At 32.7% G+C, this 14,667-nt stretch carries 13 protein-coding genes; 6 read left to right on the top strand and 7 right to left on the bottom strand.

The annotated features are described in order from the left end of the window. Window positions 1-46 precede the first annotated feature (46 nt). Window positions 47-1,204 (bottom strand): cytochrome P450, encoded by a 1,158-nt coding sequence (locus DK442_RS02220; protein WP_109434205.1) that lies wholly within the window; start codon window positions 1,202-1,204, stop codon window positions 47-49. A 311-nt stretch (window positions 1,205-1,515) separates the two neighbouring features. On the opposite strand from DK442_RS02220, the gene DK442_RS02225 reads away from it, so the two are divergent. After that, complete coding sequence (locus DK442_RS02225; RefSeq protein ID WP_143919052.1) at window positions 1,516-1,788, top strand: DNA-binding protein; 273 nt, start codon at window positions 1,516-1,518, stop codon at window positions 1,786-1,788. A 6-nt stretch (window positions 1,789-1,794) separates the two neighbouring features. On the opposite strand, the gene DK442_RS02230 is transcribed toward DK442_RS02225, so the two are convergent. The 3 genes from DK442_RS02230 to DK442_RS02240 all read right to left on the bottom strand — a co-directional run bounded on the left by DK442_RS02230 (window position 1,795) and on the right by DK442_RS02240 (window position 6,265). Beyond that, window positions 1,795-2,973 (bottom strand): acyl-CoA dehydrogenase family protein, encoded by a 1,179-nt coding sequence (locus tag DK442_RS02230; RefSeq protein ID WP_109434207.1) that lies wholly within the window; start codon window positions 2,971-2,973, stop codon window positions 1,795-1,797. A 242-nt stretch (window positions 2,974-3,215) separates the two neighbouring features. After that, window positions 3,216-5,093, bottom strand: a complete 1,878-nt coding sequence (locus DK442_RS02235; protein ID WP_109434208.1) for a T9SS type A sorting domain-containing protein — start codon at window positions 5,091-5,093, stop codon at window positions 3,216-3,218. A gap of 233 nt (window positions 5,094-5,326) precedes the next feature. Next, a complete protein-coding gene (locus DK442_RS02240) occupies window positions 5,327-6,265 on the bottom strand; it encodes an AraC family transcriptional regulator (protein ID WP_109434209.1) in 939 nt (312 codons plus the stop codon). Between the two features lie 409 nt (window positions 6,266-6,674). On the opposite strand from DK442_RS02240, the gene DK442_RS02245 reads away from it, so the two are divergent. Both DK442_RS02245 and DK442_RS02250 read left to right on the top strand, forming a co-directional pair. After that, window positions 6,675-6,980, top strand: a complete 306-nt coding sequence (locus DK442_RS02245) for a hypothetical protein (RefSeq protein WP_109434210.1) — start codon at window positions 6,675-6,677, stop codon at window positions 6,978-6,980. A 377-nt stretch (window positions 6,981-7,357) separates the two neighbouring features. After that, a complete protein-coding gene (locus tag DK442_RS02250; protein ID WP_109434211.1) occupies window positions 7,358-7,666 on the top strand; it encodes a hypothetical protein in 309 nt (102 codons plus the stop codon). Window positions 7,667-7,781: 115 nt separating this feature from the next. On the opposite strand, the gene DK442_RS02255 is transcribed toward DK442_RS02250, so the two are convergent. The 3 genes from DK442_RS02255 to DK442_RS02265 are packed head-to-tail and all read right to left on the bottom strand — an operon-like array spanning window position 7,782 to window position 9,644. Then, window positions 7,782-8,495: a tRNA1(Val) (adenine(37)-N6)-methyltransferase gene (locus tag DK442_RS02255; RefSeq protein WP_109434212.1), complete on the bottom strand. Its 714-nt coding sequence runs from the start codon at window positions 8,493-8,495 to the stop codon at window positions 7,782-7,784. Between the two features lie 57 nt (window positions 8,496-8,552). Beyond that, window positions 8,553-9,077 carry a ribosome maturation factor RimM gene (rimM, locus tag DK442_RS02260; protein WP_109434213.1) on the bottom strand — a complete coding sequence of 175 codons (525 nt, stop codon included), beginning with the start codon at window positions 9,075-9,077 and terminating at the stop codon, window positions 8,553-8,555. A 15-nt stretch (window positions 9,078-9,092) separates the two neighbouring features. Then, on the bottom strand, window positions 9,093-9,644 hold the full coding sequence (locus DK442_RS02265) for a 30S ribosomal protein S16 (RefSeq protein ID WP_109434214.1): 552 nt from the start codon (window positions 9,642-9,644) through the stop codon (window positions 9,093-9,095). Window positions 9,645-9,984: 340 nt separating this feature from the next. Here DK442_RS02265 and DK442_RS02270 point away from each other — a divergent pair, with 340 nt between their 5' ends. From DK442_RS02270 to DK442_RS02280, 3 genes are all read left to right on the top strand, one after another. Next, entirely contained in the window at window positions 9,985-10,830 is an 846-nt protein-coding gene (locus DK442_RS02270; protein WP_143919141.1) for a DUF6252 family protein, read from the top strand. A 500-nt stretch (window positions 10,831-11,330) separates the two neighbouring features. Next, entirely contained in the window at window positions 11,331-12,638 is a 1,308-nt protein-coding gene (locus tag DK442_RS02275) for a hypothetical protein (protein ID WP_235010888.1), read from the top strand. A gap of 511 nt (window positions 12,639-13,149) precedes the next feature. Further along, a complete protein-coding gene (locus tag DK442_RS02280) occupies window positions 13,150-14,493 on the top strand; it encodes a hypothetical protein (RefSeq protein ID WP_235010889.1) in 1,344 nt (447 codons plus the stop codon). Window positions 14,494-14,667 lie beyond the last annotated feature (174 nt).

The following is a 14,667-nucleotide window of genomic DNA, read 5'->3' on the forward strand; positions in this document are numbered from 1 at the left end:
TTTTATTTTTTTGGTTATCATATCTCATTTGCATTTTGAATTGGTATTAAAAAGATAGTGTTATTTGCTTAGGAAGTCTTGCATGCATTACAGGCTCATACTGCACATCATTTTCGAGTAGTGTGATTGTTTTATACATTTTAAGAAAATGGTATATCGTTTCTGTTGCCAGGTGTATAGAAAAGTGTTTTGCTAAACACATATGACTCCCCATACCAAAGGTTAAGGATTCATTAGTATTATGCCTCTTGATACTAAAATTGTTAGGGTTATTAAATTTCTTTTTATCCCGATTAGCGGCTGCAAGCATTACAACTATAGACGCTCCTTTTTTAATAGTAATGTTATTAACTACCATATCTTTGCCAACTATTCTTTTTGTATGATGAAACGGGGGATCAAATCTTAAGGTCTCTATCACCATTTTTTCTACCCATTCTTGATGAATACATTTTTGTTCACTAAACTCTTTGGATTTTAGTATCCTCAATATTGCATTACTTAGGATCCCTCTGCATCCATCATAACTCTGAATAAGAAGACCTATCAGGTTACTTATGCACAAAAAAACAGCGTCATTATATTCTAATTTATACTTCATGACTAACCTACTAACCAAACCAGACTGTACTTCTAATATGTGGTTTTCTATGATCTTAAAAATTCGCTCAGCACTGCTATTAATTCTAGCTACTTGTTCTTTATTTTTATGAGGCAACATTATCATTTTGAGTAGCTCTATTTCTCCTAAAATAAGATCACATTCTTCGTCTCCAAAATCAAAACTTTGCAAAATCACTAAAGCAGGAAGCTGCTTACAAATTGTATCAACCCAGTCTACTTTGTTATTTTTTGCTGTAGTTGATAATATAGATTGCAAAGTCAGATCAATGCTTATTTTTTTCATCCCATCAAATAAAGACATTGCAATTTCTCTGGTTATTTCGTGCTGCATACCATTACTTAATCGAACTAAACCATTTTTTATATGTAATGCGAATTCATTTAATTGGTGTACATTCTTCCCATCAATTTGCGGAATAAGTACATCAGCACTATTTAAAATAGTAGTACATGCATCATAAGAATATGAAACCCAGGTTTTATTTTCTTTATCCCAATGGATTGCACCTTCCTTCAGCATAATTTCATATAACGCAAATGGATTTTTTACTTCGGACTGTAAGAATAGTAGTTTCTTCATTATTCAATTAGATATAACACAAAAGTATATACCTCTATATCCAAATATTTCATTTTAGAGTGAACCATGAACATGTGCTTTTTTTCAGCTAATAAATACCCCCTGACCAGATATCCAACTGAAAAAGCAGGATTAGTTCAACTATCTATTTTGAATGTATTGCTATGTAATTTCTCAAAATCGAGTTTCACTAAGAAAAATTTTAACATGATATCGGGTAACAAAGTCTAAAACCATAACATACACTTATATAATCCCGCAAATACATATTGCTTATTCAAAATCATTCAGTCACTAACAAAGAAATAATTATGAACGTTATTATCAAGCACATTGAACTTATGGAGCGAATCGATCAATTAATTCGTTTACAGGCCACGGGAAACCCTGTAGAATTGGCAGCAAGATTAAGAATCTCCAGAACCAAACTCTACCGTACCATCAATATGATGAAAAAACTAAATGCACCCATAGAGTATGACATCTCTATTCAAAGCTTTGTATATGCCGAAGAAGTTGGTTTTAAATTTGGCTTTTTTACAGAAGAAACATATTCCCACGAATTAAATCCATTCGTGGGATGAATACTTTTATTTAAATGCTGAAATACCGGTAATATCCAACCCTGTAATTAACAAGTGAATATCGTGTGTTCCTTCATAAGTGATTACACTTTCCAGATTCATCATATGACGCATGATACTATATTCGCCTGTAATTCCCATTCCGCCAAGGATTTGTCTGGCTTCTCTGGCAATATTGATCGCCATATCTACATTATTACGTTTTGCCATAGAAATCTGAGCCGACGTCGCTTTTCCTTCATTTCGCAAAACCCCTAATCGCCAAGCCAAAAGTTGTGCTTTGGTGATTTCTGTGATCATCTCTGCCAGTTTCTTTTGTTGTAATTGTGTCCCTCCAATAGGCTTATCAAACTGAATACGTTCCTTAGCATATCGCAAAGCAGTATCATAGCAATCCATAGCTGCACCAATAGCACCCCAGGCAATACCATAGCGTGCAGAATCCAAACAGCCTAACGGTGCACCTAATCCGCTTTTTCCAGGCAGTAAATTTTCTTTTGGCACCTTTACATTATCAAAGATTAATTCTCCAGTTGCAGAAGCACGAAGTGACCATTTATTATGAGTTTCTGGTGTTGAGAACCCTTCCATTCCCCGTTCTACAACAAGTCCGTGAATCCTCCCTTCTTCATTTTTTGCCCAAACCACAGCGACATCTGCAAAAGGCGCGTTAGATATCCATAGCTTAGCGCCATTAAGTAAATAATGATCTCCTTTATCTTTAAAATTAGTGGTCATACCACTTGGATTAGAGCCATGATCAGGTTCAGTGAGTCCAAAACAGCCCATAAATTCTCCTGAAGCCAGTTTGGGTAAATATTTTTTTCGCTGCTCTTCAGAACCATATTTCCAGATGGGATACATCACCAAAGAGGATTGTACAGAAGATGTAGATCGTACCCCAGAATCTCCTCGCTCTATCTCTTGCATAATCAAACCATAACTGATCTGATCCAAACCAGCTCCCCCATATTCTTCTGGTATATATGGTCCAAATGCTCCTATCTCTGCAAGTCCATTGATAATCTGTTTTGGAAATTCGGCTCGTTGCGCATAGTCCTCAATAATAGGTGACACTTCACGTTTTACCCAACTACGAGCAGCATCACGAACCAATTTATGTTCATCAGAAAGTAGTTCATCTAAATTATAGTAATCAGGAGCTTCAAAAAGATCAGGTTTCATCAGTTTCTATGTATTATATTGTGAATTCTATCTTGTTCTACAATGTATTTTGCAGTATTATCAAAATTAACACATATAAATGTGAAACAAATGTAAATACTAAAAAAAGAGTAGCTCATTTTATTGAATTTTAAAAAATTTGACATAAATAACGCTTTATAACCCAAAAAATAAAAGTCTTAACCAAAAATCCCAGTCCATACAAGACTGGGATTTTATCGAACCTAAAAATTTAAACAACGTTAGTTTACTACTAAAGTCCTGTTCTCAACTTTTTGTCCGTCTGTTATTCTAACAAAATATACTCCTTCTTGTAACGATCTGGAAAAAATGACCTGTTGATTATTGCTATTAATAGTACCTTCTGCTACTACCTCTCCTAAAAATGATACAATCTGATATTCTGTATTTTCTTTTCCATTCTTTATATAGACCTGATTTCTATTGGATGGGATAGGGTATATGTATAGTTTTGATGACTGAATTGTATTTGTAGTTTGAACTTTATTTGTACAATTCTCAATAATTACATCCACACTACTTGTATTACTTCCGTTATCTGCAATTCTAATTTCACCAGTAACTGAACCAGGAATATTGAGTAGTGAAACAATGCCACAAGCATTTCTTAAAATAGGGTTATTAACAATAATAAGTCTCCCTCCTACAGATCTTAAATTAGAAAGTCCATCTAGATTGTCTAGTTCAGCATTATGCGCTATAATTACATCTGCACGTATCGAAGAGAAATCAGTAAGACCATCTACATTACGTAATGCCTGATTTTGTGTAATTCGTATTACGATACTATTAATTGCAGCTCCAGAAAGCCCATCTATATTATCTAATAATGAATTACGGAACAAAAAGATATTCCCAATATTTTGTAAACTTTGTAAAGCACTTAAATCGTTAATTTTTGTTCCATCCAGGTTTAAGTCTCCTCGTATGGATTGTAAATTACTTAAATCTGGTAAGTTTGACACGTTACTAACTACTATCTTGAAATCTCTGAGTATTTTGATCTTTGATAACCCTTCTATATTTTCTAATACATTATTCCTAAAAGCGACAAAACTATCTAACTTGGTGAGTTTAGTAAATCCTTGAACATTAACAAGTGATGCGTTATCTCTAATATCAATAATTCTAATCGAAGTTAAATTTTCAAATCCATTGATTGTTGTTAAAGCAGCGTTACTATCTATTTTCAGGTCTAATCCCAGTATTTCTAACTTAGACAAATTACTAAGATCAGTAATGTTATTTGTTACTGATTCTTTGATGATTAGGCTACCTGTAATCTCACAATAATTAAAATTATCGATTTCTTCCTGAGAGCTTAGCACAAGGTCGCCTTCAAATTTCATACAACAATCAAAATTTAGAATCGTTTCTGTAGTACTAGCATTGGGGCCATTATTCTCTATAGAAAATATAAACATATCTCCTACATCTAAATAAGATTTTAACAAAGGTACAATACCGCAAGCATCACGTAAATTCACATTATTTGTAAGAACAAAACCAAATTCTACCAAAATAAAAGTTGCTGCATTAGACAACCCATCTAAATTTTCTAATTCTGGATTTCCACTAATCGTAAAAATATCAAGGACAGTTGTTATACCCAGTAAACCGTCTACATTTCTCAAAGAGGAATTATCAGAAATTATTAATCCACCTCCATCAAATTCTGAACTTGACAAACCAGCTAGGCCATCAATATTTTCTAATAATTCGTTATTCTCAATTCTAATAAAACCTACTTCAGAACGAACATTAGAAAGACCATTGATATTTTGTAAAGATGCATTATTTACAATACTGACTGATCCAAATCCAAAACTTGTTAAATTGGATAAGCCATCTATATCGTTTAACACTGAATTACCTTCAATTCTAATACTTCCTATTGATTTAAGTATAGATAAATTGGTAATATTATTAATTGCTCCAGGAGAAACTTCTCTTATGGTTAAAGACCCTGTGATTTCGGTATAATTAAAAGCATCTATCTCTGCTTGTGTGGTAAGTACTATATTACCATTATAAACTTGTGCTATTCCGAAGTGAATAGTAAATAGCAGCATTGAATAAAAAAAGATTGACTTTCTCATAATGTTTGTTTTTTGATTAATATGAATGAATGAAAATTTTAACTCAGGAATCACCAATGAAAGAGTACTAAACAAAAAAGATATTTAAAGGAATTCCTTGCCTTTAGTAAAGTATTGGCATGCAACTCTATAAGCCAAAGGTATTGGCATTGTACAGATCTTCTTCATAATAGTTTTGGTTTTTTGAGTAATTCAAAACTATCGAGATTATAAAACTTGTAGTTGTCAAAAAATCACTTTTTATGTAAAAATTGATTAGACTTATTATAATTTGATGGAGATATACCATAAGCCTTTTTAAACATTTTACTAAATGATGGTAAATCAGTGAATCCAAGAATAGAATATACTTCACTTACAGAAAAATTTGTATCTCTCAAAAATTCTTTTGCTTTTGTTAATCGTAAACTATTGATATACTGATGAGGGGTTTTTCCGAATACATTCTTAAATGAACTATACAAATGAAATTTTGAAAGTGAAGATACCTTAGATAAATCCTCAATACGTATTTGTTCTTTTATATTATCATGGATAAACTCCCGGGCTACTAATAGTCTTTTAAGTGTTTCTGTTTTGGTAGAATTCTTTTTTGATTCAATCTTAGCTGCTATTTTATACCCATGTACCTGATCAATATATAATGATTTGAGAATTTCTATAGTTAATTCTTGTGGTGATAGAAATTCATACCCTACTCTGTTACTTAAACGATGAGTTTCTTGTAATAATTTTCCTGAATAATAATACTTCGCGTTAAGTGGACTTTCAAGAAAAAAGGAATCTTCTTCAATTTTTTCAAAAGGTGTATCTAATAATTGTTTTTGATGTGCTCTTGAATAAAAATTAAATTGTGTCCGAAAATCGTCAGATACGACAAAACTAAGAACATCAATATAATCTGCTTCATTGTTTATATACTCCCACCCTTGACTAGGGTTTGTAATTACAAATTTATCATCATTAATAATAAGTCTTTTATCTTTCCAATATAACTTACCGGCACCAGTTTTAAAATATATGATAGTTAAGCTATTTTCATCAAACTTATAACTAGGCAATTGCGTATTGAAGCGCATCATATAGTTTTCATCTCTCGAAAATTGAGGAGGATCTATATCATTTCTTTTTGAAAAGTGATCATAATATTTATCTTGATAAATTGAATTCATATGGATTACCTAATGATTATTAAATTGATTAATGCACAACAATTTAAAGAGAAATAAAATTTATGAAGTTTATTTTAATGCATATAAATTTTATGAAATATTTAGGGTAGTACGTTTCAATTGTAATTCACAAAGTAATCTTATTGTAAAAAGATAATAAAGATCTAAAATCACTAAACTCCATCATAGTAAGAATAAGTATGTTTTTTTAATATTCCGTGTATAAATTCCGCAGATCACATCTTTTTTCTACACAAATAAGACATGATCAATAAAAATCAACTCAATGCAAAAACATCATTAACTTGTTGAAAAACAATGTATTGATCTTTAATTTCAAACCTCAATTCTCCAATGGCATAATTCTTCTATATAGGTATAGCATAAAGAACGTTAAAACTAAAACAAGATGAAAAAATTATTTGTATTACCAGTAGTAGCTTTCGGATTATTAGTAGGAACTCAAAATATGATTGCTCAAGAAGTAGCTTCTAATGATACAGAAGTAAATGCTCCGGTTCAAGATAAATTTATTGAAATAGCAGTTGAAAATTTGCCCCAACCAGTTTTAGATGCTATAGCCAGTAAAATGCCAGATGTTACTATTGAAAAAGCAGAAGCCAAAGAAGACGCTTCAGAATTTAAAGTAACTGTAAAGCAAGGAGAAAAGACCTCAGAAGTTGTTCTTGATGCAGAAGGAAACATCAAAGGATAAATGTTGATAACAAACTAAGAGCTTTAATTTATAGTGCAATAAATTAAGCTTCATAGAGTGATTGAATTTTGGAAAAAGGAGAGTTTTAACGACTCTCCTTTTTTTATTTTAGAATACGAACCTACATGAACTCAAAAGAATGAAATATTTAATTATACAGTAGTGGTTCAATTCCGTGTATAAATTCCGCAGATCAACGTTTTTTTCCACACAAAAAAGCAATAAAAAAAGAAGTTTAGCTTATCAAATAAAAATATAAACGACTGGTAATTAGATTTTTAAATACATTTTATTAACATTTCAAAAGCTCTGGCATAATTCTTCTATATAGATATAGTATAACAATAAAGGATTTAAAAAATTAAAACTTAAACAAGATGAAAAAATTATTTGTATTACCAGTATTAGCCTTAGGATTATTAGTAGGAACTCAAAATATGATTGCTCAAGAAGTAGCTTCTAATGATACAGAAGTAAATGCTCCGGTTCAGGATAAATATATCGATTTAGCCATAGAAAATTTACCTCAACCTGTAATTGATGCAGTAGCTAAAGATTTTGCAGGAGCAACTATCGAAAAAGCAGGTGCTAAAGAAGACGCATCAGAATTTAGATTAGTATTAAAACAAGGAGAAAAAGAGATGGAAGTTTTCTGTGATGCAGAAGGTAATTGGATTACCAAATAACAACATCTTTTGATGACAAATAAGACTTTAATTTATAGTGCAATAAATTAAATTCCATAGAGTGATTGAATTTTGGAAAAGGGGGAGTTTTAACAAACTCTCCTTTTTTTATGTATTACATTTTCAAATAAAAATCTTTAGTCAAATCAATATAGGATTTAGTATATTCATGACGAGTATTTTCAATAATCAATTCGTCAATTTCGGGAGTCTTCTTTTCTCGATCAAATAACAATAAACTCCTCTTAACTTCTGAAGTAAGAGTTCCTTTTACTCTTGTAATCTTAAGGGGAAATAATGTTACTTGTGAAGCAAGGTCAATAATACGCTCTTCTTCTTTATAGGGTACAATTACTGCAAATTTTCCTTGATCTGATAGTAATTTTGATACTCCTACTAACAAATGTTCAAAAGGAAGAGCATCTTCAAACCTGGCCATATCTCTTTTGGTATCTGAGGTTTTATAATCTTCTCTATAAAAAGGAGGATTGCTAATTAACAAATCATACTGATCATCTATCTCTGCCATAAACTCCTGAAAGGATGCATGATAACAAAACAACCGATCTCCCCAGGATGAAGCTTCAAAATTCTCTACTGCCTGCTCATAGGCATCTGCATCAATTTCGAGAGCATCTATAACCTCTGCATTAGAACGTTGGGCTGACATCAAAGCAATTACTCCCGTTCCTGTACCGATATCCAAAATCGAATCCACAGCACCATCAATTGGCACCCAGGCTCCCAGTAAAACCCCATCTGTTCCTACTTTCATAGCACAACGATCCTGATGAAGAGTAAATTCTTTAAATTTAAAAGGCTTTGACATCATCCTAATTAAGATATTGAAAATATTAATCCTATAAAGTATAGTAAAAGGTCTGTATTACAAATAAAGGTCTATCAATCCTTCGGGAGTTTTGACATGAATCACATTGGACTCTCTATCTATCTTATCAATAAACTCATCATTCATAGGAATAAGAATCTCAGTCCCATTGTGATCAATTTCAAACAAAGCCTGAGCCGTTGTATCATTTACAGCTTTAATTATTCCTACTTCTCCAAAAGAAGCATCAACAATTTTAAAACCTATGATTTCATGATAATAAAACTGATCTCCATCAAGTTTAGGTAATAATGTAAGTGGAAGATACAGCTCAGCCTTCATAAGGTCATCCGCATCCTCTTCTGTATCTACATCTTCAAATTTTATACGTAGTAAATCGCTTTTGTGCAAAGCACATCTTTCAATAAAAAATGGAACCAGATTATTGTTATAATTAACAAATACTGATTCCATTCTTGAATAACTTTCGGGTTCATCGGTATCTAGTTTTACTAATACCTCCCCTTTAAAGCTAAATTTACTTACGATTTTTCCTAGATAGAAGCATTCTTCTTTCTTCATCGTTAATAATTGCAACTATTCTTCCTCGTTGCTAGCTTCTTTGGTTACTTCTTCGGTAGTTGCTTCTGCTTCCTCAGCGGCAGCTTCTACAGTTTCTTCTGCTTCTGCTTCTGCCTCTTCAGCTTTTGCAGCAGCTTCACGTTTTGCATTAACTTCTTTTTCAGCTTCAAGTGCTTTTGCTTTTGCAGATGCATCAGCTTTTGCTAATTCTTCTTTCTTAGAATTAACAGCTCCTTCTTTTTCTGATAACCAAGCTTCAAATTTTTCTGCAGCTTGTTCTTCTGTTAAAGCACCTTTCTTTACTCCACCTGCAAGGTGGTTTTTAAGCAAAGCTCCTTTATAAGATAAAATTGCTCTTGCAGTATCAGTAGGTTGTGCACCATTCTGTAACCATTTTACAGCTCCATCAACATCTAAGTCAACACTTGCCGGGTTTACATTAGGATTATACGTACCTAATTTTTCAAGAAATCTACCATCTCTTTTTGATCTAGCATCCGCTGCTACGATCCAGTAAAAAGGTTTCCCTTTTTTACCATGTCTTTGTAATCTGATTTTAACAGGCATAAAAATTAATTTTTGGGTACTCGACCCTATTTATAATTAAGGGCGCAAAGATAACTTTTTTTAACTAAAAAGAGTCATTGAAGTGAAGTTTATTCATTGAACTACAAATATTTATATTTTGATCCTAAAAAAAGAACATTTCAAAAGTAGATTTTTAAACAAAAAACGACTATTTAACCTACTTTTTATTCTCACTAAAGCCTGTTTTGTGTATTTCATCGATTAAATATGCTTTTTTTCGATCAAAAAATTGTTTTCTTGAAATTTTACCTTTATGTTTGTACACATAACGATGTAATTACGGTAATTCCGTAAAAAAATCATACTAAAGCCCCATACTATGATTAAAAAAATTACTCTATTAATGGCAGTAGTCTGCTTAATTTTTACTTCTTGTTCAACCGATATCGAAATCAACGATCCTGCTCTTCAAGCAAAAGTTGATGGAGAACTATTTAGAACTTCCCTTAAAAAAGCTGTTATCTATGACGATGGAACTTTAGTAATATCTGGAAGTGCAGGAGATCAATCTATAAGTTTTACCACTACATCAACCAAAGTAGGAACGTATAAAACTTCGCAAAAAACGGTAAGTAAAGCCAGTTTTCAGAAAAACCAAACAAAATTTCTTTCAAAAAACGGAGAGACCACAGGACAAGTAACAATAACAGAAGTTTATAACAATGAGGTTTCTGGTAATTTTACTTTTAAAAACCTTAAAGATGATAAAGGTAACATCTTGAATTTTAGTGATGGATGGTTTTATAGACTCCCACTCGAAAATGGAGTGATCGAAGAAGAAGACAATGTTACCGAACAAATCAACCCTTGTTTGCTTAATGCATCATTAACTGCTATGGTTAACGACTCTGAAATGATTACCGATAATCATACCGCCAAACTATTTGGTGTTGATGACGCTTCTATATTAATTACTGCAAGTAATGAAACCGAGGAAATTACTGTAGTATTTTTAGCAGATGTAGCTCCAGGAGAATATCCATTATCTGGGTCAGGAAATTATAGTGCTTCATATGCACTAGATAAGGACAAATCATCGGCCTCATCTGGAAAACTTATAATCACAGAACATAATACTGAATCAAAATGTATTAGCGGAAGTTTCGAATTTAGTACCAGAAGTGGTGTCGAAGTATCAGAAGGTTCCTTTGATTTTGGATATTAAACGTATAATTACCCCTAAATATCACTCAACTTTGATGAAAAGCGCTCATATAAATTAATGAGCGCTTTTTAATTTTTAAGAATTAAAAATTTCAAAGGTTGTCATAAACGATGTAGAAGAATTTTTATGTTCTGACTATAAATACAAATTCCCGAACTCCCTCTAAATGTGTTAGCTACCTAACATTTACGGACTTCAATCTCTCTTTCAAAACGTTATCATTCTGTTAATTAATTACTAATATTTCAATAAAAACATTTGTTTTTGAAAAAAAATATTTGATCAGTTTTCCATCCTAAACCCTTTAGAATAAGATACTTTTTACTTATCGCAAAGAAAATATCCATAAATTTTACTTATTCTGTAAGTTTTTATCCTGTAAGTACAAAATATTGTTGTCGTCTCAACTTATATCAAAATTAAAACATCAGTTTTTGATTCATAGAAACGATTGGCCAATTGTTTTTTTTAATAGACACAAACATTTAAAAAACACAAAAATGAAAAAGTTAAAATTAATATTTTTAAGTATAATAACAGCCTCAATCTTTACCGCCTGTAGTGACGATGATGCAGTAATAGTAGTAGAACCACCAGTAGTATCAGAATCCAGTTTATTGTTAGAAAGTATTAGACAAGACGGAGGAATTCCTTTTAATGCAGACAATCCTGCACTTACGTTTACTGCAGAACAAAATGTCTTTCTACCAAGTATATTGGGTATTGATTTTAGAACAGATAGATCAGTAGTTCCGGCAGGTCCAACAGCCAGATTTCCGATGTTTCAAGGTTGGGAAACTACACCTAGTGGGCCTAGAGAATGTTATTATGTAATTACAGAATCATCTGATAGAGAAATGTCAAGAGAATTAGGGGTTATTTTCTCACCTAGAATGGCAGAAGCTATAGGTTCTGGAGGAGAACAAAACGCTACTTGGACCGATGACGGGAGGCTTGTTTTTGAAGGATCTGTAGATTTTTCACCAAAAAGATCTTTGACCGCCGGAGGAACATCAGCAGATGGATTATTATTTGGTTTCCCACCAGCAGAAGTTAATCCTGGTGCGATAGCAGATGGAGCATGGTCTTCTTATGTTGTTTTACCTAGTGGGGTGGTAATCAATGCTCAGTTAGTAGCTAACAGCACTGGTATTCATGATAGAATCCCTCATCCAGATGGTAATGGCCCTTCTCAAGAAGATGATTTAAACAACCCAAATCTTGCTATAGATCAAGCATCTGTTGTAATGCAACTTTTGGATGGATGGCATAATGGTAGTCCTTACTACTTCCATATTGTAACAGATACTTCTGACCCAGGACCAGCAACTATAGAATTAGGAGTTTTTGCTCCAAGATTGGCTAACTTACCAACATTTGGATTATTCCCAGGAGGTTCTATGTTACCTTTTAGCCCTACAGCTAATGGTAGAACTACAGATACTGATGGTTTTGGAGTGCAAGGTTTAAATTCGGCTTCCTTAAGTGATCGACAAGTGCAGGATCCTACAAATACATTCCCAATTGATCCTAGTGATGAGAGATATGCTCCTATGTGGGATGCACATATCACTGAGTTTACAGTTCCTGAATCAGAACGTCCAATACTAAGAAGTTTTGATCAAATCAATCAACTTTTGGCAGATGGTACTTTAATCCCTTTTAGAGGAAATGCAAATCCAAGTCCTTTAGCGAATTCATTATCTGATTTATTAACTGCAACAGGAGCAATTATTAACTGCCCGGTAATTACACAACCGGGAGCAAGTGTAATAGGTACTCAAATCGGGTCTCCTCGTAATAATTAATTAAGCATTAAAAGAACTTATATATATATCTAAAGCTTAGGAGAATTAATTCTCTTAAGCTTTTTTTGTACCTCAAATACAATATTAAAACTAAAAACCTTACTTTTTTAATTAAAATCAAATCGACCACTTTTTAAAAAATCAGATCGAATCGTTTATTTTCATTTTTATTGACATTAAAAACCTGCACTAATATGTTAGCTATCTAACATTTGCGCTTTTCTATCTCATTTATAAGGTGCAAAAATTCTGTTAATTAATTGCAAAAATCATTGATTTATTATGTTTTTCGCTTAAGCCACATTCCTCCAAAAGACCAATAAAACCAATGCTTTTCTTCAAATTGAACACATAACACTTATAAATCTCAATATTTTTTATTTTTTTTCTCTGTAAGTATGAAATATTGCTGTCGTCTCAATTAACATCAAAACCTAAAGAATATTTTGATACTCTTAAAACGATTGGCCAATTGTTTTTTTAAAGACACAAAAATTTAAAAAAACAAAACATGAAAAATTTTAGAATAATACTTTTAAGCCTATTTGCTGCTACACTATTTTCAGCTTGTAGTAATGATGACAATGTAATAACAGATGATCAATCTGTAGCAGATTCAAAATCCTTTCAATCTTTTAAAGCCTTAAAGGAAGCTAAACTATTACTAAACAGTATTCGCCGAGATGGAGGAACTCCTTATAATGTATTTCGCCCTGCACTTACTTTTACTGCAGAACAAAATGTCTTTCTACCAAGTGTATTAGGTATTGATTATCGAATAGATAGGTCAGTAGTTCCGGCAGGTCCAACAGCAAGGTTTCCGATGTTTCAAGGTTGGGAAACTTTGCCTGATGGAAGTCGTAGAAAAGGTTATTATGTTATAACTGAAGCATCTGACAAAAAAATGGCTAAAAAGTTAGGTGTTATTTTCTCACCTAGAATGGCAGCATCAATTGGATCAGGAGGAGAACAAAATGCTTATTTCACTCGTAAAGGGAGGCTTGTTTTTGAAGGATCTGTAGATTTTTCACCAAAAAGATCTTTGACCGCCGGAGGAACATCAGCAGATGGATTATTATTTGGTTTCCCGCCAGCAGAAGTTAATCCTGGTGCGATAGCAGATGGAGCATGGTCTTCTTATGTTGTTTTACCTAGTGGGGTGGTAATCAATGCTCAGTTAGTAGCTAACAGCACTGGTATTCATGATAGAATCCCTCATCCAGATGGTAATGGCCCTGCTCAAGAAGATGATTTAAACAATCCAAACCTTGCTATAGATCAAGCATCTGTTGTAATGCAACTTTTGGATGGATGGCATAACGGTAGTCCTTACTACTTCCATATTGTAACAGATACTTCTGACCCAGGACCAGCAACTATAGAATTAGGAGTTTTTGCTCCAAGATTGGCTAACTTACCAACATTTGGATTATTCCCAGGAGGTTCTATGTTACCTTTTAGCCCAACGGCAAATGGTAGAACTACAGATACTGATGGTTTTGGAGTGCAAGGTTTAAATTCGGCTTCCTTAAGTGATCGACAAGTGCAGGATCCTACAAATACATTCCCAATTGATCCTAGTGATGAGAGATATGCTCCTATGTGGGATGCACATATCACTGAGTTTACAGTTCCTGAATCAGAACGTCCAATACTAAGAAGTTTTGATCAAATCAATCAACTTTTGGCAGATGGTACTTTAATCCCTTTTAGAGGAAATGCAAATCCAAGTCCTTTAGCGAATTCATTATCTGATTTATTAACTGCAACAGGAGCAATTATTAACTGCCCGGTAATTACACAACCTGGAGCAAGTGTAATAGGTACTCAAATTGGATCACCTCGTAATAATTAAGCATTAAAAGAACTTATATATATCTAAAGCTTAGGAGAATTATTCTCCTAAGCTTTTTTATTGATTATATTTTACCTTCATAATTAACTAGAAAAGAATTAGTTAATAATTAAGGATAACTTTTGAAAAATGAATTCTTGATTTTGGTTATTTTTGAAACTCCTTTGTAAGGGA

The organism is Aquimarina sp. AU119, assembly GCF_900312735.1.
GTDB lineage: Bacteria > Bacteroidota > Bacteroidia > Flavobacteriales > Flavobacteriaceae > Aquimarina > Aquimarina algiphila.

What these genes read in the sequence shown, in the direction of transcription:
- DK442_RS02220 (WP_109434205.1), bottom strand. Translation starts at nt 1,204, where the DNA reads ATGAAGAAACTACTATTCTTACAGTCCGAAGTAAAAAATCCATTTGCG.
- DK442_RS02225 (WP_143919052.1), top strand. Translation starts at nt 1,516, where the DNA reads ATGAACGTTATTATCAAGCACATTGAACTTATGGAGCGAATCGATCAA.
- DK442_RS02230 (WP_109434207.1), bottom strand. Translation starts at nt 2,973, where the DNA reads ATGAAACCTGATCTTTTTGAAGCTCCTGATTACTATAATTTAGATGAA.
- DK442_RS02235 (WP_109434208.1), bottom strand. Translation starts at nt 5,093, where the DNA reads ATGAGAAAGTCAATCTTTTTTTATTCAATGCTGCTATTTACTATTCAC.
- DK442_RS02240 (WP_109434209.1), bottom strand. Translation starts at nt 6,265, where the DNA reads ATGAATTCAATTTATCAAGATAAATATTATGATCACTTTTCAAAAAGA.
- DK442_RS02245 (WP_109434210.1), top strand. Translation starts at nt 6,675, where the DNA reads ATGAAAAAATTATTTGTATTACCAGTAGTAGCTTTCGGATTATTAGTA.
- DK442_RS02250 (WP_109434211.1), top strand. Translation starts at nt 7,358, where the DNA reads ATGAAAAAATTATTTGTATTACCAGTATTAGCCTTAGGATTATTAGTA.
- DK442_RS02255 (WP_109434212.1), bottom strand. Translation starts at nt 8,495, where the DNA reads ATGTCAAAGCCTTTTAAATTTAAAGAATTTACTCTTCATCAGGATCGT.
- rimM (WP_109434213.1), bottom strand. Translation starts at nt 9,077, where the DNA reads ATGAAGAAAGAAGAATGCTTCTATCTAGGAAAAATCGTAAGTAAATTT.
- DK442_RS02265 (WP_109434214.1), bottom strand. Translation starts at nt 9,644, where the DNA reads ATGCCTGTTAAAATCAGATTACAAAGACATGGTAAAAAAGGGAAACCT.
- DK442_RS02270 (WP_143919141.1), top strand. Translation starts at nt 9,985, where the DNA reads ATGATTAAAAAAATTACTCTATTAATGGCAGTAGTCTGCTTAATTTTT.
- DK442_RS02275 (WP_235010888.1), top strand. Translation starts at nt 11,331, where the DNA reads ATGAAAAAGTTAAAATTAATATTTTTAAGTATAATAACAGCCTCAATC.
- DK442_RS02280 (WP_235010889.1), top strand. Translation starts at nt 13,150, where the DNA reads ATGAAAAATTTTAGAATAATACTTTTAAGCCTATTTGCTGCTACACTA.